At 62.6% G+C, this 22,439-nt stretch carries 20 protein-coding genes; 14 read left to right on the forward strand and 6 right to left on the reverse strand.

Annotated features, from left to right (window positions below):
• The first annotated feature begins 2 nt into the window (after window positions 1-2).
• The 3 genes from BG57_RS11990 to BG57_RS32985 all read left to right on the forward strand — a co-directional run bounded on the left by BG57_RS11990 (window position 3) and on the right by BG57_RS32985 (window position 2,543).
• Entirely contained in the window at window positions 3-959 is a 957-nt protein-coding gene (locus tag BG57_RS11990; RefSeq protein ID WP_035963257.1) for an N-carbamoyl-D-amino-acid hydrolase, read from the forward strand.
• Window positions 960-981: 22 nt separating this feature from the next.
• Window positions 982-2,232, forward strand: a complete 1,251-nt coding sequence (locus tag BG57_RS11995; RefSeq protein ID WP_229753933.1) for an MFS transporter — start codon at window positions 982-984, stop codon at window positions 2,230-2,232.
• Window positions 2,233-2,330: 98 nt separating this feature from the next.
• Complete coding sequence (locus tag BG57_RS32985; RefSeq protein ID WP_160174724.1) at window positions 2,331-2,543, forward strand: hypothetical protein; 213 nt, start codon at window positions 2,331-2,333, stop codon at window positions 2,541-2,543.
• A 766-nt stretch (window positions 2,544-3,309) separates the two neighbouring features.
• On the opposite strand, the gene BG57_RS12000 is transcribed toward BG57_RS32985, so the two are convergent.
• A complete protein-coding gene (locus tag BG57_RS12000; RefSeq protein ID WP_174447213.1) occupies window positions 3,310-3,501 on the reverse strand; it encodes a hypothetical protein in 192 nt (63 codons plus the stop codon).
• A gap of 261 nt (window positions 3,502-3,762) precedes the next feature.
• Here BG57_RS12000 and BG57_RS12005 point away from each other — a divergent pair, with 261 nt between their 5' ends.
• From BG57_RS12005 to BG57_RS12015, 3 genes are all read left to right on the forward strand, one after another.
• Complete coding sequence (locus BG57_RS12005; RefSeq protein WP_035963260.1) at window positions 3,763-4,677, forward strand: LysR family transcriptional regulator; 915 nt, start codon at window positions 3,763-3,765, stop codon at window positions 4,675-4,677.
• Between the two features lie 205 nt (window positions 4,678-4,882).
• Window positions 4,883-5,650 (forward strand): SDR family NAD(P)-dependent oxidoreductase, encoded by a 768-nt coding sequence (locus BG57_RS12010; RefSeq protein WP_035963326.1) that lies wholly within the window; start codon window positions 4,883-4,885, stop codon window positions 5,648-5,650.
• Between the two features lie 111 nt (window positions 5,651-5,761).
• The gene (locus tag BG57_RS12015) at window positions 5,762-6,058 is read left to right on the forward strand and encodes a DUF1330 domain-containing protein (RefSeq protein WP_035963261.1); all 297 of its coding nucleotides are present in this window, start codon (window positions 5,762-5,764) and stop codon (window positions 6,056-6,058) included.
• 193 nt (window positions 6,059-6,251) lie between these two features.
• Here BG57_RS12015 and BG57_RS12020 read toward each other — a convergent pair whose 3' ends face one another.
• Window positions 6,252-7,148, reverse strand: coding sequence for a LysR family transcriptional regulator (locus tag BG57_RS12020; protein ID WP_035963262.1), 897 nt, complete (start codon window positions 7,146-7,148; stop codon window positions 6,252-6,254).
• 105 nt (window positions 7,149-7,253) lie between these two features.
• Here BG57_RS12020 and BG57_RS12025 point away from each other — a divergent pair, with 105 nt between their 5' ends.
• Window positions 7,254-8,357: an NADH:flavin oxidoreductase gene (locus BG57_RS12025; RefSeq protein WP_035963263.1), complete on the forward strand. Its 1,104-nt coding sequence runs from the start codon at window positions 7,254-7,256 to the stop codon at window positions 8,355-8,357.
• A 36-nt stretch (window positions 8,358-8,393) separates the two neighbouring features.
• Here the strand turns inward: BG57_RS12025 and BG57_RS12030 are convergent, their stop codons facing one another.
• Complete coding sequence (locus BG57_RS12030; protein ID WP_035963264.1) at window positions 8,394-9,353, reverse strand: cupin domain-containing protein; 960 nt, start codon at window positions 9,351-9,353, stop codon at window positions 8,394-8,396.
• Between the two features lie 112 nt (window positions 9,354-9,465).
• Between BG57_RS12030 and BG57_RS12035 the strand changes: the two genes are divergently transcribed.
• The gene (locus tag BG57_RS12035) at window positions 9,466-10,005 is read left to right on the forward strand and encodes a carboxymuconolactone decarboxylase family protein (RefSeq protein WP_035963265.1); all 540 of its coding nucleotides are present in this window, start codon (window positions 9,466-9,468) and stop codon (window positions 10,003-10,005) included.
• 37 nt (window positions 10,006-10,042) lie between these two features.
• On the forward strand, window positions 10,043-11,443 hold the full coding sequence (locus BG57_RS12040; protein ID WP_035963267.1) for an FAD-dependent oxidoreductase: 1,401 nt from the start codon (window positions 10,043-10,045) through the stop codon (window positions 11,441-11,443).
• A 784-nt stretch (window positions 11,444-12,227) separates the two neighbouring features.
• On the opposite strand, the gene BG57_RS12045 is transcribed toward BG57_RS12040, so the two are convergent.
• Window positions 12,228-13,124, reverse strand: a complete 897-nt coding sequence (locus tag BG57_RS12045) for a LysR family transcriptional regulator (protein WP_035963268.1) — start codon at window positions 13,122-13,124, stop codon at window positions 12,228-12,230.
• Between the two features lie 93 nt (window positions 13,125-13,217).
• On the opposite strand from BG57_RS12045, the gene BG57_RS12050 reads away from it, so the two are divergent.
• Window positions 13,218-14,216, forward strand: coding sequence for an NAD-dependent epimerase/dehydratase family protein (locus BG57_RS12050; protein WP_035963269.1), 999 nt, complete (start codon window positions 13,218-13,220; stop codon window positions 14,214-14,216).
• A 1,288-nt stretch (window positions 14,217-15,504) separates the two neighbouring features.
• Here the strand turns inward: BG57_RS12050 and BG57_RS12055 are convergent.
• Together BG57_RS12055 and BG57_RS12060 are read right to left on the reverse strand one after the other, a co-directional pair.
• Window positions 15,505-17,394, reverse strand: coding sequence for a TRAP transporter large permease (locus BG57_RS12055; RefSeq protein WP_035963271.1), 1,890 nt, complete (start codon window positions 17,392-17,394; stop codon window positions 15,505-15,507).
• The gene (locus tag BG57_RS12060; RefSeq protein WP_035963273.1) at window positions 17,391-18,419 is read right to left on the reverse strand and encodes a TRAP transporter substrate-binding protein; all 1,029 of its coding nucleotides are present in this window, start codon (window positions 18,417-18,419) and stop codon (window positions 17,391-17,393) included. Before BG57_RS12060 ends, BG57_RS12055 begins: the two co-directional genes overlap by 4 nt.
• Window positions 18,420-18,610: 191 nt before the next feature.
• Here BG57_RS12060 and BG57_RS12065 point away from each other — a divergent pair, with 191 nt between their 5' ends.
• From BG57_RS12065 to BG57_RS12080, 4 genes are all read left to right on the forward strand, one after another.
• A complete protein-coding gene (locus BG57_RS12065) occupies window positions 18,611-19,519 on the forward strand; it encodes a LysR substrate-binding domain-containing protein (protein WP_035963329.1) in 909 nt (302 codons plus the stop codon).
• Between the two features lie 180 nt (window positions 19,520-19,699).
• On the forward strand, window positions 19,700-21,058 hold the full coding sequence (locus tag BG57_RS12070; RefSeq protein ID WP_035963275.1) for an NAD(P)H-dependent oxidoreductase: 1,359 nt from the start codon (window positions 19,700-19,702) through the stop codon (window positions 21,056-21,058).
• Window positions 21,059-21,094: 36 nt separating this feature from the next.
• Window positions 21,095-21,406, forward strand: a complete 312-nt coding sequence (locus tag BG57_RS12075) for a putative quinol monooxygenase (protein WP_035963277.1) — start codon at window positions 21,095-21,097, stop codon at window positions 21,404-21,406.
• Window positions 21,403-22,296, forward strand: coding sequence for an NAD(P)-dependent oxidoreductase (locus BG57_RS12080; protein WP_206539427.1), 894 nt, complete (start codon window positions 21,403-21,405; stop codon window positions 22,294-22,296). The genes BG57_RS12075 and BG57_RS12080 overlap by 4 nt, the downstream gene beginning before the upstream one ends.
• The last annotated feature ends 143 nt before the right edge of the window (window positions 22,297-22,439 follow it).

Raw genomic sequence — 22,439 nt, forward strand, 5'->3', positions numbered from 1 at the left:
TCATGAGCAAGTCACGCAAACTCGGTCTCGCGGTCGCGCAAATGGGACCGGTCCATCTCGCCGACGATCGCCCGGCTGTCGTCAAGCGCCTGATCGAGATGCTGCGCGAGGCGAAGTCCCGCAGCGCGAAGTTCGTCGTGTTCCCGGAACTCGCGCTCACCACGTTCTTCCCGCGCTACTGGATGAGCGAGGAAGCCGCCATCGAACGTTTCTTCGAACACTCGATGCCGAGCCCCGACGTGCAGCCGCTCTTCGACGCCGCGCGCGATGCGGGCATCGGTTTCTATCTCGGCTATGCGGAACTCACCGCGATGGGCGAGGCGTTCAACACGGCGATCATCGTCGATGACGCGGGACGCATCGTCGCGAAGTATCGCAAGACGCATCTGCCGGGCCATTCGGATCACAAGCCCGATGCGCCGTTCCAGCACCTCGAAAAGAAGTTCTTCGAAGTGGGCAACACCGGCTTCCCGGTGGTCGAGACCATGGGCGCGAAGCTCGGTATGTGCATCTGCAACGATCGTCGCTGGCCCGAAACGTGGCGCGCCATGTCCCTGCAAGGCGCGGAGTTGGGCGTGCTCGGTTACAACACGCCTTCGCTGAACATTCACTGGCCGGAGCCGGTGCATCTGCGCATGCACACGCATCTGATCTCGCTGCAGGCGAGCGCGTATCAGAACGCCATGTGGATCGCGGCGGCCGCGAAATGCGGCAAGGAAGACGGCTTCCACATGATCGGCGGCTCGGTGATTGTGGCGCCTTCGGGCGAGATCGCCGCGCAGACCGTGAGCGAGGAAGACGAAGTGATCTTCGCGAATATCGATCTCGCGCTCGGCGACACTTTCCGCGAGCACGTCTTCAACTTCGCGAAGCATCGCCGTCCGGAGCATTACGGGCTGATCGTGGAACGCACCGGTGCAGGTGTGCCGCTGCCGCACGATCCCGACGCGTTGAATTAATGAGTGCACGGGGAGACCAATCATGAATCGGAATCTGGACCAGAGCGCGGGCGCCTTGCCGGACGCATCGGACAACTCGATCTTCGGCCCGCCGCACGTGCGCGCGCTCGTCGCCTCGATCTCCGGCTACGCAATGGACGGCTTCGACCTGCTGATTCTGGGCTTCATGCTGAGCCTGATCTCGGCGGACCTCGGGCTGAGCAGCGCGCAGGCGGGGTCGCTGGTGACGTGGACGCTGGTCGGCGGTGTGGCGGGCGGCATCGGCTTCGGCATTCTGAGCGACTATCTCGGCCGCGTGCGTGTGCTGACCTACACTATCCTGCTGTTTGCCGTGTTCACCGGCCTGTGCGCGTTCGCGAGCGGTTATCACGACCTGCTCGCGTACCGCTTCGTCGCCGGTCTGGGCCTGGGCGGCGAGTTCGGCATTGGCATGGCGCTCGCCATCGAGGCATGGCCCGCCGAGAAGCGCGGCCGCGTCTCCTCGTATGTCGGCATGGGATGGCAGATCGGCGTGCTGATCGCCGCGCTCGTCACGCCGGTGCTGTTGCCGCATATCGGCTGGCGCGGCATGTTCGTCGTCGGTCTCGCGCCCGCGGTGCTGTCGTTCGCCATACGCAAGGCTATCGGCGAATCGGAAATCTTTATCAAGAAGGCGTCGAAGAAGCGCCACGAGTTTCCGCTCAAGACGCTGTTTCGCGACCGTCAGACCACGCGTCGCAGCATCGGCATGATCATCATGTGCGCGGTGCAGAACTTCGGCTACTACGGCCTCATCATCTGGATGCCGGGTTATCTCACCAAGGCGTTCGGCTTCACGCTCGCTAAGTCGGCGACGTGGACGGCGGCGTCCATTGTTGGGATGCTGGTCGGTATCTGGATCTTTGGACAGCTCGCTGACCGCATCGGCCGCAAGCCCACGTTCGTGATGTATCAGATCGGCGCGCTGGTGATGGTGTTCATCTACTCGCGCATGACGACGCCCGACGCACTGCTGATCGGCGGCATGGTAGTGGGCGTGTTCGTCAATGGCATGATGGGCGGCTACGGCGCGCTGATGGCCGAGCTGTATCCCACGCATGCACGCGGCACCGCACAGAACGTGCTGTGGAGTATCGGACGCGCGGTCGGCGGCTTCGGGCCGCTGGCCATCGGCGCGGTAGCGAGCCACTATTCGTTCGCCGTTGCAATCGCGGCACTGGCGCTGATTTATGTCGTCGATGTCATCGCCACACTCCTGCTGATTCCCGAGTTGAAGGGCGTCGAGTTGGAGTGAACCGACCGCTGCTAGCGCAGTACTGAATACGGCGCGCTTCCCTCGCGGAATGTGCGCCGTTCGCCTGTGTAGCTCAGGAAATGGTTCATTGATGTTTCGTGGCTGCGGTGAATGTGAAGCGTGATGCGCAGGGCGAAGACCAGGCAGACCATTTTGTTGATGAACCACAGGTGGGTGGCTCATCAGCTTCCCGCGCCGACCACTGCGTTGATCACTGCCGCTTCGACGCCTCCTTTTTCGCCTTTTTCGCGTCCTTCTTTTCCTTCGGCGTCTTCGTGGCCGCCTTTTTCTGCGCCTTTTTTGCGTCTTGAGCTTTGCTCATTTGTTTCTCCTATAGTTTGTGGCCGTTAGCGACCGGCGAAAGGATCATCAACAGCCCACGCAAGCTGTAGGCCAGTGCGGGTGGCCCCAATTTTTATACACGTTGCCCGACTGCTCACGCGTGCGACGCTCGCTATTTTGCTCCAACACGGCGCGCGCGCGAAACAGCCAACTTCTAGCGGACCTAGAGAAATGAAAAACTCACGCCGTTCGCCGCGGACTACACGGTCTTCGCAATCAAGTCGCCAAGCTGCCAACGACAATGAAACGCTCGTCGTCGAGAACAGGAAGCTGACATGAACGTCACATGGGCTCTGGGCTTCAACTGTATGTCGACTAGCACGACAATCCGCTTCTTTGGTAGTAGCCTGCCCGCAAGCCGCGCCTGAATCCTTTCTCATGCTCACGAACGGCGTGGCCGGGGGATCGGACGGGCGTTTTTCCCGGATGACATCCCCATCATATGACGGCAGCGACGCTCGTATTGTTCGCATTTCGCCAAACGTGCCTGATACTCGTCCCCCCATACCTCCGCGCTACGCCCCTGGTGTGAGAGGTGGCGCCGGGAATTCGGCCAGTTCAGGTTAGCGGGAACGGCCAGGGCCTCCTGTGCGAGCGGGCGCCAGTTCCGGAATCCCGGGTTCAAAGCTAGTGAGTCTGCGCGTTCGTCGCGGAAGGGGAGGTACGTGGGTTTCTTGAGACCAGCCTTGCACCGCACGGGTAGCATGTGCGGCGCAACTATTTATACAGGGGAGTTCAGTGGCCGCTAATTGAACTATCAGCGTTCTTCGCAAGCTCAAACTCTTTCAGGTAGCCCGACGGCAGAATATGGCGCCCCCGGTCTGCCGGAAGTTCAATACCGTACTCGCGTCGAACGGCGTCGACGATCAGCTCGTAGCAGGTCCCGATGCGTACCACCTCGACCTCCGGGAATCGCATGATGGTCACTGAACGTCCATAGTGGTGATACTTGCGCAGCCCGTAGTCCAGGACAATGTCTGCAGCATTACCTCACCCGATCGGCCATAAAGCGACGCTCGCCCCCGTCTGAGAGTGAGCTGTAAAGGGCCGCAATCTATTGGACAGCGGTCGTCGGAGTCAAGATAAAACCAGCCGCCTGCAGCATCGCATTGCCTGGTGCTTTGTCTGGACCGGTCGTCATTTCGCTACACTGCGCAGTTCCGCTGATAACCTGCCAGGAGGGTGCACATGGACCGCATGGTTGCGATGGAAACTTTCGTAACAGTTGTCGATGCGGGCTCATTTTCTGCGGCCGCTCGCCGGTTGAAACTTGGCCAACCGGCCGTCTCTAAGGCAGTAGCACAGTTGGAGGAACGTCTGGGCGCCCGTCTGCTATTGAGGTCGACACGCGGCCTGGCGCCGACGGATGCCGGTCAGCGGTTCTACGACCACGCCCGCCGGGCCATCGATGAGGCCGACCACGCAGAACAGGCGGCGCGTGAGTCGTCCGATGGCCTGGCCGGACGACTGCGCATAGGCGCAGCCGTCACATTTGCCCGACTCCACGTCTTGCCGAGGTTGAAGTCTTTCCTGGATCAACACCCGAACCTGAGCATCGATATCGTTCTTGATGACCGGTCAGTAAATTTGCTCGAAGAGGGCGTTGATGTCGCGTTGCGTATGGGCGCCCTAGACGATTCGTCCATGACCGCGCGTCTCGTGTCCACGGGGCGGCGGCTCGTCATCGGCACACCGTCATATTTCGCGGAAGCCGGACTTCCGCAAACCCCTGCCGACCTGAGCCGACATCAGGCGGTCGTTTATTCCGTGGGCGGTGGCGGCGAATCGTGGTTGTTCAGCCGCGGTGACGGCTCCGACTCAAACGTAAGCTTGTCCGGCCGAATAGCCGTGAATGCGGCTGAAGGAATGCGCGCGGCGGTGATCGCTCACCTCGGCCTTGCTGTCGCTTCAGAATGGATGTTCGCCCCCGAACTTGCGAACGGAACAGTTCAGGCCGTCCTGACTGACTGGACGTTGCCGCCGATTGACCTATGGGCGGTTTTTCCGTCCGGCCGCATGGCAACCGCGAAGACGCGTGCGTTCGTCGCGTTTGTTGAGCACGTTCTCAGTGAGCGCAGATCCAGCGAGAACCTCACAGCGTAACTGCTTCGCGCTCTGGTGCCGATTGCTTCGGTCTGCTCCCTCGCAGCAGGAATAGAAGCTATTCCTCACGGGCGACTACCGGACCACGCTACCCCAGCGGAGGATACGCATCAACCAGTGCATGAAAGCACTGGCTCCGATGCAGCGGTGCGTCCCGGCCATACAGCCAGAGAACCGCCTTGCAACCTACGTGTTGAGGAAAACCATGACCCAAGCTCTAAAAGGCAAACTCGCCCTCGTTACTGGCGCTTCGCGCGGAATTGGTGCAGCCATCGCCGCACGTCTTGCGCGCGACGGGGCATCCGTCATCGTTCACTATGCGTCGAGCCCGGCGCGGGCCGAATCAGTCGTGAAGGAAATCCGTGATGCCGGTGGAGAGGCTGAGGCCTTCGGCGCTAACCTGTCGCAGCCCGAAGGCATCAAGAGCCTCATTGAGTCAACGAACGGGGCATTTGGCGGCCGATTCGAGGGCCGGCTTGATATCCTCGTGAACAACGCTGGCACGGTCGAGTACGGACCATTTCTCGATTCTTCGGAAACGTCATACGACACTCACTTCAATTTGAACGTCCGAGCACCAATCGCACTGGCAAAAGACGCAGCAGCGCGAATGGTCGCAGCGGGCTGGGGACGCATTATCAACGTGGGCTCGGCCTTTGGCGAAGCGGCGCCCTTGCCTGGCGTGACGCTCTATATAGCATCGAAGTTCGCTCTCAGGGGCTTCACTCGCGGGCTATCTCGCGAACTCGGCAAATACGGCGTGACCGTTAATGCGGTTCAGCCCGGCCCCATCGATACAGAACTTGCTCCGCAGCCTGGCACGGAAGACCACGCAACGATGACAAGGCTCGCAAGCGTGGGTCGTTTCGGCAAACCGGCAGAAATCGCGGCGGCCGTAGCGTATCTGGCCAGCCCTGAAGCAGGCTATACCACCGGCGAGAGCCTGACGGTCGACGGTGGGTGGATTGCCTGACCCGTGCCGCCAAGGCATGTCGCTGACACTCGTGCGGCGCCGCGATCGTAAGATTTCCAAGACTGTACCAACGTCGCCGTCGTGTGCAACTTTCACTCAGGAGCGCCACATATGGCCACATACATCGTTTTTACACGTGAGATCACCCGTGATCAGCGCGAGCTGGACACGTATCAGGCAAGTGTCGCAAAGACCTTCGTCGGGCATCCTATCAAAGTTCTTGCCGCCTACGGACCGCAACAACGGCTTGAGGGAGAGGCCCCCGAGGGCGTCGTGATCGTTGAGTTTCCCGATACGCCGTCCGCGCGCGCGTGGTATGACAGCGATGCATATCGAGCAATCGCGAAGCATCGGTCTAGGGGGGCAACGTATCGAGCGGTGCTAGTCGAGGGGCTCGCCCAGAGTTGACGGAACCAATAGGGACAGTAGTCTGGACCGGCTGCACGTCGCGAGTGCGACCGCTCTTGCTTCAGTTGCCGCCGGCCCAACGTGCTAGACCGTTCATCGATCAGAGGCCGTCGCCGGGTCGGCTTCTGCCTTACGGGACCAATCAACGGCCGGCCACCGCGACAGATTGACGTATGGCTCTTCTTTGCCCGAATCAGTAACGATCCCCTTCACGCAGTTCGACAATCTGCTTTCGTAAGCCGTCGAGAAAGACGTTCACCCTGTTAGGCACATAACGCCTGCTCGGCATCACAGCCGAGACGGACAAATCTTCCATTGCCGCATCCTGCAGGTGAATCTGCACGAGCGACCCGTCGGCAAGGTGACGAAAGACGTCCCAATACGTCAGTTGCGCAAGGCCGAGACCTTGCACTGCGGCGGTTCGCGCTGCCTCGACACTGGTCGTCGTAACATAGCCGTCCACGCGTTTGCGGATCAACGTGCCGTCGACGACGAGCGGCCAGCGCCGCACTGCGCTCAGCCGGATGCAAACGTGGTTATCGAGATCGGCAACCGTTGAGGGACGCTCATGCTTCTCCAGATAAACCGGTGCCGCACAAATAAGGCGAGGGTTCGGTCCGATCTTCTTCGCCACGAGTTCGGAGTCCTCCAGCGGCGCAATGCGCAAGGCCAGATCGAGGCCCTGCCCGACGATATCCACCTGACGGTCGGAAAGATCGAGATCGATGCGCAGTTCCGGATTCGCTTCCAGCAGTGCAGGCAGCATCGGCAAGACGACGGATTGCCCGAACCCGCTCGGCGCAGTCATGCGAAGCACCCCTGACGCCTTTCCCGGCAACGGGCTCAGCTCGGCGCGCGCGCCTGACTCCGCATCGGCCATCGCGGTGGCGAAAGGGACGAACGCCTCGCCTTCGGCGGTCAGCGTCAGCGATCGCGTCGTCCGATGAAACAGCCGCACGCCGAGGTCTTCTTCCAGCGCGGCGATGCGACGCGATACCTGCATCGGAGCGACATCGAGCTGGCGAGCCGCGGCGGACAGGCTGCCCACCGACGCAACGGCGAGGAACGTGCGAACGTCCGGAAGGAACATGGCTTATATCCGAAAGTGTTAAGGCGGCTCCACCTTCCGGGCGCTGTTTCTCCGCCCTTCCGACGCCTACGATGAAGTCACTTTCCTTCCATGACGAGCCGCAAAATGACCGACTCCACCGCACAGATCCTTTCCCCGTACGACGGCAACGGCATCACGGTGCGTAACCGCATTGCGGTCGCCCCGATGACGCGCATCACCGCCACCGAATACGGCCATCCGACACAGAAGATGTTCGATTACTACAGCCGTTTTGCGAAGGGCGGCTTCGGCCTCGTGACCACCGAAGGCATCTATACCGACAAGGCGTTCTCGCAAGGATACCGTTTCCAGCCCGGCCTGGCCGACGACGAACAGGCGCAAGCGTGGGCGGCGTTCAATCGTGGCACGCAGGGGCAAGGAACGCGCGTGTTCGCGCAACTGATGCATGCGGGGGCGCTGAGTCAGGGCAATGTCTACCGCTCGCATACCGTCGCGCCTTCAGCCGTCGCACCCAGGGGCGAACAGATGGCGTTCTATCACGGCGATGGTCCGTATCCTGTACCGAAGCAGATGACGGAAGCCGAAATCGAAGAAGCGATTCGAGGTTTCGCTCAGGCGGCGCATCGCGCGGCGCATATTGCCGGATTCGGCGGCGTGGAGATCCACGGCGCAAATGGCTACCTGCTCGACCAGTTCCTGAGCGCGCACACGAATCTTCGGACCGACCGCTGGGGCGGCAGCGCGAGAGGGCGCGTGCAATTGCTGGTCGATGTCGTGACTTCGGTGCGCGGCAGCGTCGGCAAGACGGTGCCGGTCGGCATCCGCATCTCGCAAGGCAAGGTCAACGACTTCACCGCGAAATGGCCCGGAGGTCATGCGGATGCCGAAACGATCTTCGGCGCGCTCGCGGAGGCCGGCGTGGACTTCATCCACGTGACCGAGCGCGAAGCGTGGCAACCTGCATTCGAAGGCGCGCGCGACAGCCTCGTCACGCTGGCCCGCCGTTACGCGCCGAACGTGACGATCGTCGCGAATGGCAGCTTGCACACGGCGCAGCGCATGGCCCACGCGCTAGAATCCGGCGCGGATATCGTGACGGTCGGACGCGGCGCGCTCGCCAATCCCGATCTGCCGGCGATGCTCGCAAGCGGCCGTGAGCCGCGTGAATTCGACAGTGCGATCCTGCAACCCATCGCAAGCATCAAGGATGTCGAACTCGCGATGTAACGAGCGAAGTGAACGATGGATCGCGCGGCAGGCCACCTACGCCTGCCGCGTCGGCACGTGCGTGCGCCGCCAGTGCGCAGGCGTTACGCCGAACTGCTGACTGAACGCGCGCCGAAACGCCGCCACCGACTGATAGCCGACCGTCTCGGCCACGGCTTCAGTCGACAGTCCGGGCTTTTTAAGCTCGTTCGCGGCCAGTGCCATCCGCACATGGATCAGCAGATCGCTGGGCGAACGTCCGACCTTCGTCTGAAATTGACGGATCAACGTGGCTCGCGACATATTGCACAGGGCCGCCAGGTCCGGCAGCGTCCAGTCATGCGCCGGTTCGGTGAAAATCGCCGCCAGCGCCGGGGACAACCGCGACTCGCCCGCAAGCGCCAGAAGCCCGGCGGGCGCTTCGTCGGACTCCGTGCTGGCGCGTAACGTCAATGCAAACAGCGCCGCCGACAGCGCGTTCATCATCGCGTGGCCACCGAGATGGTCCGCGATCGATTCCGCCCGCATCAGCGCGACGAGACCATTCAACTGATTCAGCGCGCCGTCCCGTCTCGCGCCGCCCGACTTCGACGTGCGCACGACGAGCTGCCCGGGCAGAAACGCCCGCACGAAGCGGTCATGCGGCGGCGCGAGCACGATGCGTCCGCACAGCATGTCCAGATGCTCCCCCGTGCCCTTGTTTTCGCTGACGACCAGGTTCATGACCGCGCGTTGGCGGGCTGGCTTCGGCCGCGCGCCGCTGCCGTCGCGAAGCGTGTGCGCCGAACCGTGCGCGAGCAGCACGATATCCCCGGCGCCGAGCGGCTGCGGCTTGCCCGCGCCGGGAGTCTCCAGAATGGCTGATCCCGCGAGCACGATGTGATAGGGCATTTCGCCCTCGTCCGAGTCGGCATAGATGACTTCCCACGGCGCGCCATACGAGCACCGGAGTTCGAGCTGGCCGCGCACGTTCATCATGCCAAGCAGACGACTCAGCCAGTCGATCGAAAGCGCCATGCTCCTCTCCAAATGATACTTTCGAGCATGATATTGAGTATGTTGAGACTCAACAAGCTCATCCGGCGAACCTAAAGTGGAAGCTCCTGACCACCATACAACGAGGTTCACCATGAGTCGTATCGCGATCCCCGCTCTCTCTCATGCCACCGGCGCCACTGCCGACGCCTACGCACGCGTTCGCAAGATCGCGGGCGGCGGCGTGCCGAATCTGTTCGCGGCGCTCGGTCATCTCGCGCCTGCGACGTTGCACGCCGCGCTGGACGCAGAAGGCGCACTGGCGTCGAGCAGTCTGAGCAAGCAGGACCTGGAGACCATCAAGCTGCTGATCAGCGAACTGACCGGTTGTGACTACTGCGTGGCCGCGCACGTGATGCTCGGCAAGATGACCGGTCTGTCGCCAGTAGCGCTCCGGCAGATTCGCACCGGCCAGCCGACGGGCGACATCAAGCGGGATGCGCTGATCCGCTTCGTGCGGACCCTGCAAACGACGCGCGGCACGATCGAAAAAGACGAACTCGCCGCCATTCGCGCGGCAGGCTACAGCGATACGCAACTGGCGGATATCTCGCTCGCGATTGCGATGACGATCTTCACCAATACGTTCAATCGAATCAACGATACCGACATCGATTTTCCGACCGTCGATTGATCGACCCATTCATCCGTCAGCACATTGGAGAAAAGTCATGTCTCAGATCGAACAGTTCGATACGCTGATTCTCGGCAGTGGCCAGGGCGGCAAGCTCCTGGCGTGGCATCTGGCGCGCGCGGGGCAGCGCGTCGCCGTGGTCGAGCGTCAATGGGTCGGCGGCTCGTGTCCCGCCGTTGCCTGCTTGCCCAGCAAGAATGAAATCTGGAGCGCGCGTGTCGCGCATCTGACGCGGCATGCCGCCGATTTCGGTGCGATGACGGGGCCCGTGGACATCGACATGGCGAAGGTTCGCGACCGCAAACGCGGCATGGTGGAGCGGGAGGCTGCATTTCACGTGCAGGCGTATGCGTCGAGCGGCGCGGAACTCGTCATGGGCGTGGGTCGGTTCGTCGGGCCGAAGACCATCGAAGTGCGGCTCAACGATGGTGGCACCCGTACGCTCGGCGGTAATCAGGTCGTGGTGAACGTCGGCACGCACGCCGCGATTCCGGACGTGCCCGGCCTGCAGGCAGCCGACCCGCTGACGCACATCGGCGCGCTGGAGCTCGATCGCGCGCCGCCGCATCTGATAGTGTTGGGCGGCGGTTACATCGGCGTGGAGATGGCGCAGGCGTATCGGCGGTTCGGGAGCCGTGTGACGGTTGTCGAGCGCGGCGCGCGGCTGATGGCCCGGGAGGACGCGGACATTGGCGAAGAGATGCTGCGCATCCTCCGGGCGGAAGACATCGACGTGATACTGGATGCGCAGACGATCCGCGTCGAAGGCCATTCCGGGGGGCAGGTGCGCGTCGTCGTGCGGACGCCTTCGGGCGAGCAGACCGTGGAGGGAAGCGACATTCTCGTTGCGGCGGGACGCGTGCCGAACACGGCCGATATCGGCCTCGACCTGGCGGGCGTGCAACTCGACGAGCGCGGCTACATTCGCGTGAACGATCGCCTCCAGACATCGGCGGACGATGTCTGGGCGATCGGCGAAGTGGCGGGAAGCCCGCAGTTCACGCATGTCTCCGTCGACGATTTTCGAATCGTGCGCGACAACATGGAGGGCGGACATCGCAGCACGGGTGATCGGCTGATCCCGTACACGCTATTCACCGATCCGCCTCTGGCGCGCGTCGGCCTCAACGAAACCGATGCGCTGCGCGCGGGGATCGCCGTGCGCATTGCGACGCTACCGATGAGCAATGTCCTGCGCACCGAAGCGACCGACGAAACACAGGGTTTCATGAAAGTGCTCGTCGGTGCGGATGACGACCGCATACTCGGCTTCACGATGATCGGCTCCGAAGCAGGCGAAGTGCTCGCGGCGATGCAGACCGCGATGATCGCGGGCCTCCCGTTCCAGAAGCTCCGTGACGCCGTGATTTCCCATCTGACCGTGGCGGAGGGTCTAGGGCCGCTGCTGGCGCGGGTGCCCGAACGTGCGCCTATGTGAGATTCGCGGCCGGACGGTTGGGCTAGTCGATCGGGCGATGCCCGGCTACTTCTGCTACGGCGGTCTCCGCAGTCAAGTAGTGGGTCTGCGAAGGCGCGTTGCGCTTCCTGCCGCAGATTGTGGCCGACGTTCTCGATCACAAGCTACTCGTAGCCCGCGTGAAATGCGGTGGGGATGCGCGGTTCGGTCGATTGGCGACACGCCACGCTCGCGACATCGCCAGGCGGAGCAACAGTTGGAAGCGGCAAATCGATAATTACGACCGGGTTGATCGAGGAGCTTCCCGCGTCGAAAATACTGTTGCGCCTACAACTGGCGCGGAGTGGCGGGTGATGAGTTGCGATTGAGGCGAGGCCGGCAGTGCTGTGATCTCAACGACGAGCGATTCTCAACGATGACAGCGTGCGGCCAACTCCGGCCATTCAACCGCCTGCCGCGACGCACATTCAGCTGTCTGCTCCAACCGCAAAGCGACCGTGGACATCATGCCGACGCAGAACGGCGATTGTGCGGGTCGACCTCTGCACGCCGTATCGGCGCGTGACCGGGAATCCGCGGGCATGCGCCAACTCGTCCCGACTAATGAGCACTTCGATGACGTTCGACACCGGCGATCGCGCCGGGCGCAGGTCGCCCTTGACCTCGTCTGCGAGACGCGAGGCAAGATCGTGGCGCCGTGCTCCAGGCTCTCGACCCTAAGAGTCAGTCCGAAGCCGCCAGGCTTGGAAACCGCTTCAAGCACGACGCGCCCGCTAACCGGGTCCGCTACCTGGCAGTCGCGGCGTTATCGCGCGTACTGTTCGAGCGCGTCAGCGAGGGCATCGAAGGTAACGCGGCAGCGCGGGCTTGCGCGCAGATCTTCGTGCATCGTCACCCAGGTTTCGAGTTGGAGCGCAAACGCCTTCGACAGCACGCGTACGAGGCCATCGCGGCGCGCAATGGCGACGTGACATCCGCCGATGCCCGCGCCCGCGCGAACCAGCGCCAGTTGCGCGAGATCGCTATCGGCGCGCATTGAAAACGTCGCGTGACGAAAACCCGGCAACGTGCGGCTCACATCGCGAATGAACGCGTTGGGCTGGTCGTAGCCGATGACCGCGTGTTCGGCGAGCGCCGCCATGTTGCGCGGCGTGCCGTGACGATCGAGATAGTCGCGCCGTGCATGTAGCCCGACGTCGATCACGCCGACGCGCCGTGCGACGAGTTGCGTCTGGCGCGGACGCACCATGCGCACGGCGATATCCACTTCGCGCCTCAGCAGGTCCTGCACGCGGTTGGACAGCACGAGTTCGACAATCAATCGTGGATGCCGCTCGCGCAGCGCCGCGATGACCGGCGGGAGCACCTCGACGCCAACCACTTCGCTCGCGGATACGCGCACGACACCCTGCACGCCCGCGCCATCGTCGCCCGCGTGGCCGCTCGCGGCGCGCCTGAGCGATGCCGCTGTGCTCTGCATCGCTTCGGCGTGCGACTGCAACGCAAGCGCGACGTCGGTTGGCTGAAGCCCGTTCTGCGAGCGCGTGAAGAGACCCACCGCAAGCGCCCGTTCGAGCGCTTCGACGTGACGCCCCACCGTCGGCTGCGTGATGCCAAGCGCGCGCGCCGCACCCGACAGCGACCCTTCGCGCAGCACCGCCAGAAACGTCCGGTAAAGCTCCCAACCGATGTCGTTTTCCATACGTTTTTGTATATCCGATCAACGATGTTCGCCAATTTTAATGTGCTCGCGAAGCGCGGAGAATGGCTCCATCGACAACTTACGGGGCGTGACATGGCGCAAGGCGAAACGGTTCTGGTACTCGGGGCGACGGGCGGCATCGGCGGGGAAGTCGCGCGGCAACTGCGCGATGCCGGCTGGGGCGTGCGCGGGCTGCGGCGTGGCGCGGGGGCATCGAAGGGCGACGGCATCGAATGGATTCAGGGCGATGCCATGAACGCGGCCGACGTGATGCGCGCGGCGCGGGGTGCGTCCGTGGTCGTGCACGCGGTAAATCCGCCTGGCTACAAGCGCTGGGCGGAACTCGTGCTGCCGATGATCGACAACACCATCGCGGCGGCGAAGGCGCAGGGCGCGACCATCGTGTTGCCGGGCACGGTCTACAACTTCGGGCCGGACGCGTTTCCGTTCATCGACGAAGACGCGCCGCAGCATCCCGTCACGAGAAAAGGCGCGATTCGCGTGGAAATGGAAGCGCGCCTGCAACGCGCCAGCATGGAAGGCGCCCGCGTGCTGATCGTGCGCGCGGGCGATTTTTTCGGGCCCAAAGCGGGCAATAACTGGCTCGCGCAAGGACTCGTGAAGCCCGGAAAGCCGGTCACGAAGATCAGCAATCCGGGGGCGCGCGGCATCGGGCATCAGTGGGCGTATCTGCCCGATGTGGCGCGCACTATGGTCGAACTGCTTGCGCACCGCCATTCGCTCGATGCGTTCGCACGCTTCCACATGGGCGGCTATTGGGACGAAGACGGCACGCGCTTCGTCGATGCGATTCGTCGCGTGGTCGCGCGCCGCACCGGGCACGAGCCATCCGTTGGCGGCTTTCCGTGGTGGCTGCTCGCGCTCGCCGCGCCGTTCAATGTAACGTTCAGAGAGCTTCAGGAAATGCGCTACCTATGGGCAACGCCGGTGCATCTAAATAACGCGCGGCTTGTGCAGACGCTCGGGCACGAGCCGCATACGCCGCTGGACGTGGCCATCGAAAAGACGCTCATCGGCCTCGGATGTCTCACGACTGACCTTCACGCTTCGAAATCGAGCTGCACTTCGTAGAGCGTGCGGCCGTTCCGTTCCGAGCCAGTTACTCACTGCATCAAAGCCCTTGAACATCGGCAGCGTCGGCGGGAAACGAATTTGCGTTCCATGGTTTTAAGCTCTTCGCCGCCTCCCGAGTGCCCAGAGGTAGGTGGACGACGCGCTCGAGATGGCTGAGCAAACTGAAGTCTGACTGACACATGGGCGGCGAGCGGACGTTTGCCGGCTAAGAAGCGTCACTCGTACCTCCGGTCGCCCGGACGTTGAGAATGTCTGCAGCAGACCAAGGTGCCCATTAGTAATAGATCGAAAGACCGTTGTACATTGGAAGCGGCCACTTATTCCGTTCACTTTCGCTGTCCGATGTGAGTCGAAACTGTGAGTTCGCGAAAGCAGGATGTGGCCAGGGGCTGCGCGACGCTTTTAATGGCGGCATTCCATCACATCGCCGACGTCAAAGGAAGACTCGTCGAACGTCGGTAAAGGCCGATTCACCATCTTCCGGCCGGTATTGACGTCGACACTATCGCGGAAGTACCGGCGAGACCTATGCCCATCATTTCCAATCCGCATTCGTGCGGGAAGCGTGCTTGTTCCCGCTGTCGCCCGAAAGAACTTAGACGACGAGGTTCAATTGTTAAGGAAGGAGGGCGCTGCGCTGTCGCGTTGACAAGGTCTTTACCAAAAGCCGCGCATATGATGGATGCTGGCCGCGCCCGGGATCGCGCCGGAGGGCAACGGTACGCGCGTCGGCGATGCAGCCGCCAATGAACGGCCGCTAAGATAAATCCCGTCTCTATGGCGGCAGTTCGTCAGACGTCTCCAGTACTCGTTGAAGGGCGCCAAAGCTGCCCGTCCGTTTAGCTCTGCTGAGCCGAGAACTGCTGACGAAGCCCGAGCCGATCGACAGAATGGGCAAAGCTGCAAGCCATTTCCGCGCGATGGGAGGTCTCGATTGATTCATGTTGTCGCTTAAGCAATGCCGGCGGCATTCGCGATCGTAACGGCTCGCCGGATTCATCAAGCGTACCGGATGCGAGCGGACTGGACGGATGTGAGAGCGTTCCGGTCGTGTCCCGCACGCATGCATGGCACAGCCTTTTTTGGTCCCTAGCCAACGTCGCCGATGCAATCGCGGACGGCTGTTGACCGAAGATCACCGGCCCTTTCTACCGCCGCCGCTTCAACGCTAGTGATTCCGACGATTGCCAGAGACGGCACAGTTCGATGTTGGCACACGGGCGAAACCACCCGCCGCAACCCGCGCGTGTGGTTCTGCCATACACGGCACATTTACCCGACAAGCTTAGAGAAAACCGATCGAGATCCAGGGAACGAAGGCGATCGCGATCAAACCGAGCAGCAGCATGCCCAGATAGATCCAGATCCGCTTGAGGCCCGCCTCCGGTGATACCTCACCGATGATGCAGGCGGCGTAATAGCACAGTCCGAATGGCGGCGCGAACACGCCAAGTCCCATCGCGAGCACGACGACCATCGCATAGTGCACTTCGTGGATGCCGAGTTGATGCGCAACCGGAAACAACAACGGCCCGAACAGAACGATGGCCGGAATGCCCTCGAGCACACTGCCGAGCACGATGAATGCGACGATCGACACCAGCATGAAGCCGACCGCACCGCCCGGGACTCGCGTCATCATGTTCGCGAGGTCGTGCGAGAAGCCCGACTGTGTCAGCGCCCAGCCCATCGCGCTCGCCGCTCCGACGATGAACAGAATCGCGCCAGACAACGCCGCCGTCTGCAGCAGCATCGGCATGATCGCTTTCCATTTAAGGCCGCCGCGATAGATCAGAAGGCCGATGACAAGCGAATAGGCGATACCGATCGTCGACACCTCCGTCGCAGTCGCAATGCCTTCGACCACCGCGCTGCGGATCAGAAACGGCAACAACAACGCCGGCAAAGCGATCACGAACGTGCGACGCACATGCGACCACGGCGCCCGCACCGCTCCCGCGCGGCTCTCGTCGGTCTCTTCCTCGCGTCCCGCACGCCACCATGCGACGACGCCAAGCACTAAAGCGAGCACGATCGCCGGGAGGATACCCGCGGTAAACAGCGCCGCGATCGATATGCCGGTCACCGACGCGATCGCGATCAGCACGAGCGACGGCGGAATCGTCTCGCTCATCGCCCCCGACGCTGCAAGCAACGACACCAGTTCGCCATCCTTCATCCCGCGCTTGCGCATCTCGGGGAAGAGCACAGGCGCGACAGCCGCCATATCGGCCGTCTTTGAACCCGAGATCCCCGAAATCAGCAGCATTGCACCGAGAAGCACGTACGACATGCCGCCCCTGACATGACCGAGCAGCGACGCGAGAAACGCGACCATCACTCGCGCCACGCCGGTCACATGCACGAGTTGCCCGAGCAGCACGAACATCGGCACGGCCAGCAGGATCAGCGTGCTCATGCCTTCGTCCATGCGTCCGACCACGACGCTGAGCGGCGTCGACGTGGTCGTCATCAGATAGGCGCTCGTCGCGAGCGAGAACGCGAAGGCGATCGGCACACCCGCCATCACCGCCGCGCCAAGCAAGCCGACGAAGAACACCAGCAGCGCCCCTTGGCCCATGTGCGTCAACGGCGCCTTCGCAAGATAGCAGCCCACCGCAATCAGCACCATCAGCGCAACCGCACCGACGATATGACGCCGGTCATGCCGTGCAAGACGCAGCCCGCAACTGACCAACGCCGCCGCACAGCCGAACGGAATCGCCAATGCGCGCACCGAGCCCGACCAGCCGAGTGCCGGCGTTTCAACGAAGGCCTGATCCTGCACGTAGTCGAATGCGGGATGCATCACCAGTGCGAAAAAGGCGGCGGCAGCAGCGACCGCGAGCGTCTCGGCCCACGCCTGCGCCCGAGGCGTCATGTGCGATACGAAAAAGGTCAGCCGCATGTGACACGAACGCTGCACCGCGAGCGCGCTGCCCAGCATCGCAAGCCAGAGGAACAGGATGGACGCAAGTTCATCCGACCAGATGAGCGGCTGATGAAACACCGCGCGCGCAACGATGCCGACGAAGAGCAACGCCACCTCGCCGACGACTGCCGCTGCCGCGAGCGCTTCGATGCTGCGGCGCAACCAGCGTTCGAGAACGCTTTCGCCATGCGCATCGCGCACGAAGGATGCCCCCGCCACTTCCAGCTTGTGCGCCGCGCTCATGATATCTTCCCCGTCACCGCCTCGAGGGCGCTCCATGCGCTCACGCCGAACTTCTCGCGCCATTGCGTATAGAAGCCGGATTTTGCGAGCGCTGCGCGAAACGCATCCCTGTCGGCGGGCACGAAGGTCAATCCCTTGCCGGAGAGTTGCGACTTCAGCGATGTATTCAGCCTCGCGACGTCCGCGCGCTGCTCGACGCTCGCACGGTCGAATTCGCGTCTCACGATCGTCTTTAGATCGTCGGGCAGCGCGTTGAATGCGCGCGGGTTGGCGAGCAACCAGAACGGGTCCCAGATGTGGTTGGTTTCGGTCACATACTTCTGCACCTCGTAGAGCTTGCCCGCCTCGATCGTGACGAGGCCGTTCTCCTGGCCGTCCACGAGATGCGTCTGCAATGCGGTATAGAGCTCGTTGAAGTTGATCGACGTCGGGTTCGCCCCGAGCGTCTGGAAGAGCGAAGTGAACATCGGCGAAACCGGCACGCGAATGCGGTAGCCGCGCAAGTCGTCGGGCGTCTTGATCGGTTTCGTGGCGGACGTGATCTGCCGGAAGCCGTTGTCCGCCGCCTTCGACACCGAAACGTACCCGCTCTTCTCGATCTGTGCGCGAATGATCTTGCCGAGATCGCCGTCGACGCCGCGCCAGACCTGATCGTAGTCCGAGAACGCAAAGCCGAGATTGGTGATTGCCGCGAGTGGAATCACGGTCGACATCACCGATCCCGAGATGTTGAGAAACTCGACGGCGCCCGAGCGCGTCTGCGACAGTAGGTCGGTGTCCGAGCCGAGTTGCGAAGCGGGGAAGAAGCGGATCTCGAGCCTGCCGCTGCTTGCCTCGCGTATGCGGTCGATGGCTTCCTTGAGCCGTGTATTGATCGGCTGATTAAGGGATTGCCCGGTGGCAAGCTTGTACGTGAACTCTGCGGCGCGAGCGGGCCGCGTCCATATCGTTACTAGCGGAAGGGCGGCCGCAGCCTTCAACACCGCGCGTCGCGAAATGCGGCGCGGCGAGTTCGACGTGCTCATGATCCTGTCTCCAGTTATATGAACCTACTGATGCGCGCCACTTTGTAGGCATGGCGTCGCGGCACGTTGCGGCGCATGTCCGACTCTTGTCGAAGCGCTGCCGGCCCTGCGTGTGCAAAATATAAGAGGCTTGTTGGTGAAGGACAATTCAATTATTTTGCGCAAAGGTGTAGCCAATCTAAAGGGTGATCATGTATCTGCCATTGCGAGCCATCAGTGTTTTTCACGCTGCGGCAAGTTTCGGGAGCATCTCCCGTGCAGCAGCCGATTTGAACGTCACGCCATCGGCCGTCAGCCAGCAGATCCAGTCGCTTGAGATGCACTTGGGCACGGCGCTGATGACGAAGGTCGGACGCGGCATAGCGTTGACCGAAGCAGGGGAGCGCTACTTCGCGCTGATTTCAGAGGAAATTGACCGCATTGCGGATGCGACTCAGCGCATACGGGGGTTGCGCTCTGTCACGCTGCTGACCGTGCGCGCCACGCCGACACTCTCTACCAAGTTCCTGTTGCCGCGCATGCGCTCGTTCCTCGACGGGCACCCCGATCTGGAAGTGAGGCTGAACGGCACCAATGAAATGACCGACTTCGCACAGGAAGCCGTCGATATCGAGATTCGTCACGGTACGGGGCAGTGGCCGGGCGTTTATGTGGAAGCACTCACCGAGGAGTCGTTCCTGCCGGTGTGCTCGCCCGCGTACTGCGCGCAGTCGAGCCTCGATGCCGCCGATCTTCAGCGGTATCGACTCATCTACTCGATCAAGTCGCAAGTCCAGTGGCCACACTGGTTCTCGGTGGCGCGCGCGGCACCGCTTGATCCGGGACAACGCGTTCTGTTCGATCGCAGTCACATGGCGATCGATGCCGCCGTCGACGGCATGGGTATCGCGCTAGAAAGCACGCTCATGATGTGGCGCGAGCTACGCGACGGCACGTTGATCTGCCCAGTGCGCGAGCCTCCTCCGATCCGCCTGACAACCCAGTGGATCGTCTGTCCGTTCGAGCATCTGCAGAAGAAGAAAGTGATCCTGTTCCTTGATTGGTTGCGCGCGGAGCGTGCCGTCTGGGAAGCTGCGTCTCAACTTGCCGGGGCCCGCTGATGTTGAAGCCTGGCTAACGAATCGCCTTGGAAATGTTAATTGTTCTGGCTGAAGCCCCTGATTACACTTGCTCGCAAGTAAGGCGCACCGCTGTCATGCCTTCGATCACGCCACTCCGGCTACTTACCGCGCGCCGCGCTCGCGGCGACGATCCATAGCTTCGACCACAAAGGATTGCACATGAATCTCTCCAGTCTGCTCCAGACACGCAACGCTTCGGGACGCCCGGTTCGCGTCGGACTGATCGGGGCCGGCAAGTTCGGCTCGATGGTGCTCTCGCAGGCCCGCCATATCGAAGGGCTGCATGTCGTGGGTGTCGCCGATCTTGACGTCGGAAAGGCACGTGCATCTCTCGCGCGGGTCGGCTGGTCGGCGGAACAATATGGCGCACGGACCCTCTCCGATGCCGTGAAGACGGGCGCCACGTGCGTGCTTGACGATGCCGCCGCGCTCGCTGCGTGCGACGAAATCGAATGCATCATCGAAGCCACGGGACATCCGATCGCCGGTGTGCGTCACGCGCTGGCCGCAATTGAAGGCAACAAGCATGTGGTGATGGTCAACGTCGAGGCCGACGCGATGTGCGGCCCGTTGCTCGCTGCGCGCGCACGCGAGCGCGGTCTCGTCTACAGCATGGCATACGGCGACCAGCCTGCGATCATCTGCGAACTCGTGGACTGGGTGCGCTCGTGCGGCTTCGAGCTGGTTTCCGCCGGCAAAGGCATGAACTTCGAACCGCGCTATCGCTATTCGACACCGGACACGGTGTGGGGCTTCTTCGGCTGGACCGAGGAAGAAGTGGCCAAAGGCGACTTCAACCCGAAGATGTACAACTCCTTCACCGATGGCACGAAAGCCGCGATTGAGATGGCGGCGGTCGCCAACGGCACGGGCCTCGACTGCCCGGACAACGGTCTCGCGTTCCCTCCCGCTGGCCTGCATGACCTGGCGCGCGTCTTCCGGCCCGCCGAGGATGGCGGGCGCTTGTCGCGCAGCGGTCTCGTAGACATCGCCGCGAGCCAGGAACCGGACGGCCGCGAAGTGTTCAACAACATTCGCTACGGTGTGTTCGTCACGTTCAAGGCGCCGAATGAGTATGCGCGTGCGTGCTTCAAGCAATACGGCCTGCTCGTCGATCCGACCGGCTGGTACGGCTCGATGTGGCGCCCCTTTCACATGATCGGTCTTGAAACCAGCGTGAGCGTGCTGTCGGCCGTGCTGCGCGGCGAGGCGACGGGTTCATCGAAGGAATTCCGCGGCGATGCTGTGGCGACGGCCAAGCGCGACCTCAAGCCGGGCGAGATGCTTGACGGCGAGGGCGGCTATGCGGTCTGGGCCAATGCGATCCCGGCATCGAAGAGCCTTGCCATCGGCGGCCTGCCGATCGGGCTCGCACACAACGTCAGGCTCAAGCGCCCGGTCGCCAAGGACACTATCGTGCGCTTCGAAGATGTCGAGATCGAACGCGATCTGGATGTCGTCGCGCTGCGTCGCGAGATGGAGCAGAGTGCGCTCGGCAAGCCCGCGAAGGCAGCGTGAGGCGCGCACATCGTGGCATCGAATGGAGAGCCCAGTATGGTAAGCGGAACCGAAGCGTTCGTCGTCGTCGCGGAGTTTGAAGTAGAGGCCGACTGTGTTCACGACTTCCTCGCGCTCGCCCGCGACGATGCGCGGCACTCGCTCGCCGACGAGCCCGGTTGCCGGCAGTTCGACATCGTCCTGCTCGACGAAAAACCGGCGCGCGTGATGTTCTACGAAGTCTACGACGATCGCGCCGCCTTCGATGCGCACTTGCAAACGCCGCACCTCGATCGATTTCGTGCTCGCTTTCCTGCGCTGATCGTTGCGGAGCGCCCCGTGCGCTTCGGCCGTCGCGAGTCTGCATGATGCGTGCGAGCCTTGTAGTGGGCTTCATCGGCACGGGCATCATGGGCTTGCCGATGGCCCGGCGCATTGCAGGCGCGGGCTACCGGGTCACGGCATGGAACCGCACCCCGGACAAGGCAGCGCCGCTCGTCGATGCAGGAGTTGAGGTGGTGAGCCACGCCAGCGAAGCCACGCGCGATGCGGATGTCGTAATTTGCATGCTGAGTTCCGGCCCTGCGTGCGACGACATCCTGCTTGGTGACGACGGGATCATCGCAAGGATGCGCGAGGGGAGCGTGTTGATCGTGATGAGCTCGGTTCCCGTCGATACCGCACAGCGGCATGCACAGGCGGCGGCGGCGCGCGATATCGGCTATCTCGACGCACCGGTTTCAGGCGGCGAGAAAGGCGCGCAGGACGGCACTCTCGCGATCATGGCTGGCGGCGAGGCATCTGTCTTCGAAGGGGTGCGCGCTCTGCTCCAGACGATGGGTCGTCCGACGCGCATCGGCCCGGCCGGCACGGGCCAGCTCGCGAAGCTCGTCAACCAGATGATGGTGGCAAGCACGATCGCCACCGTCGCCGAAGCAATGCTGCTTGCGGAATGCGGCGGCGCCGATCCTGCACAGGTCCGCGCGGCGCTCCTCGGCGGATTTGCCGACTCGACAATCCTGCGCCAGCACGCGGCGCGCATGATCGCGCGGGACTTCGCGCCGGGCGGTCCGGCGAAGTATCAGATTAAGGACACGACGACGGCGCTCAACCTTGCGCATAGTCTGGGGCTGCAGTTGCCGGTGCTAGGGCTCGTCGATGGCCTATTCGCTGACATGGTCGAACATGGAGACGGTGAATTGGACCACAGCGCACTGATTTTAGAACTGCGCAGGCGCAACGGATTGTCCGTTTCATGACAAAAAATGCTTGTCGGTGGCTATGGTGAACCGACGGCAATGACTGACGCTGCGATATCGCGACCTGCAGTCCGCACAACTCAAGCAATTGGCCCTGATCTCGCGCACGCTTATGCGATTGAGAGCATGCACATGCAGTTGCG

It is taken from the genome of Caballeronia grimmiae, from assembly GCF_000698555.1.
Taxonomy (GTDB): domain Bacteria; phylum Pseudomonadota; class Gammaproteobacteria; order Burkholderiales; family Burkholderiaceae; genus Caballeronia; species Caballeronia grimmiae.

Coding starts and splice junctions, on each gene's coding strand:
- BG57_RS12030 (WP_035963264.1), bottom strand. CDS start 9,353: ATGGCGCTTTCGATCGACTGGCTGAGTCGTCTGCTTGGCATGATGAAC.
- BG57_RS12065 (WP_035963329.1), top strand. CDS start 18,611: ATGTATCTGCCATTGCGAGCCATCAGTGTTTTTCACGCTGCGGCAAGT.
- BG57_RS12010 (WP_035963326.1), top strand. CDS start 4,883: ATGACCCAAGCTCTAAAAGGCAAACTCGCCCTCGTTACTGGCGCTTCG.
- BG57_RS12075 (WP_035963277.1), top strand. CDS start 21,095: ATGGTAAGCGGAACCGAAGCGTTCGTCGTCGTCGCGGAGTTTGAAGTA.
- BG57_RS12035 (WP_035963265.1), top strand. CDS start 9,466: ATGAGTCGTATCGCGATCCCCGCTCTCTCTCATGCCACCGGCGCCACT.
- BG57_RS11990 (WP_035963257.1), top strand. CDS start 3: ATGAGCAAGTCACGCAAACTCGGTCTCGCGGTCGCGCAAATGGGACCG.
- BG57_RS12040 (WP_035963267.1), top strand. CDS start 10,043: ATGTCTCAGATCGAACAGTTCGATACGCTGATTCTCGGCAGTGGCCAG.
- BG57_RS11995 (WP_229753933.1), top strand. CDS start 982: ATGAATCGGAATCTGGACCAGAGCGCGGGCGCCTTGCCGGACGCATCG.
- BG57_RS12050 (WP_035963269.1), top strand. CDS start 13,218: ATGGCGCAAGGCGAAACGGTTCTGGTACTCGGGGCGACGGGCGGCATC.
- BG57_RS12060 (WP_035963273.1), bottom strand. CDS start 18,419: ATGAGCACGTCGAACTCGCCGCGCCGCATTTCGCGACGCGCGGTGTTG.
- BG57_RS12070 (WP_035963275.1), top strand. CDS start 19,700: ATGAATCTCTCCAGTCTGCTCCAGACACGCAACGCTTCGGGACGCCCG.
- BG57_RS12080 (WP_206539427.1), top strand. CDS start 21,403: ATGATGCGTGCGAGCCTTGTAGTGGGCTTCATCGGCACGGGCATCATG.
- BG57_RS12005 (WP_035963260.1), top strand. CDS start 3,763: ATGGACCGCATGGTTGCGATGGAAACTTTCGTAACAGTTGTCGATGCG.
- BG57_RS12055 (WP_035963271.1), bottom strand. CDS start 17,394: ATGAGCGCGGCGCACAAGCTGGAAGTGGCGGGGGCATCCTTCGTGCGC.
- BG57_RS12020 (WP_035963262.1), bottom strand. CDS start 7,148: ATGTTCCTTCCGGACGTTCGCACGTTCCTCGCCGTTGCGTCGGTGGGC.
- BG57_RS12015 (WP_035963261.1), top strand. CDS start 5,762: ATGGCCACATACATCGTTTTTACACGTGAGATCACCCGTGATCAGCGC.
- BG57_RS12025 (WP_035963263.1), top strand. CDS start 7,254: ATGACCGACTCCACCGCACAGATCCTTTCCCCGTACGACGGCAACGGC.
- BG57_RS12045 (WP_035963268.1), bottom strand. CDS start 13,124: ATGGAAAACGACATCGGTTGGGAGCTTTACCGGACGTTTCTGGCGGTG.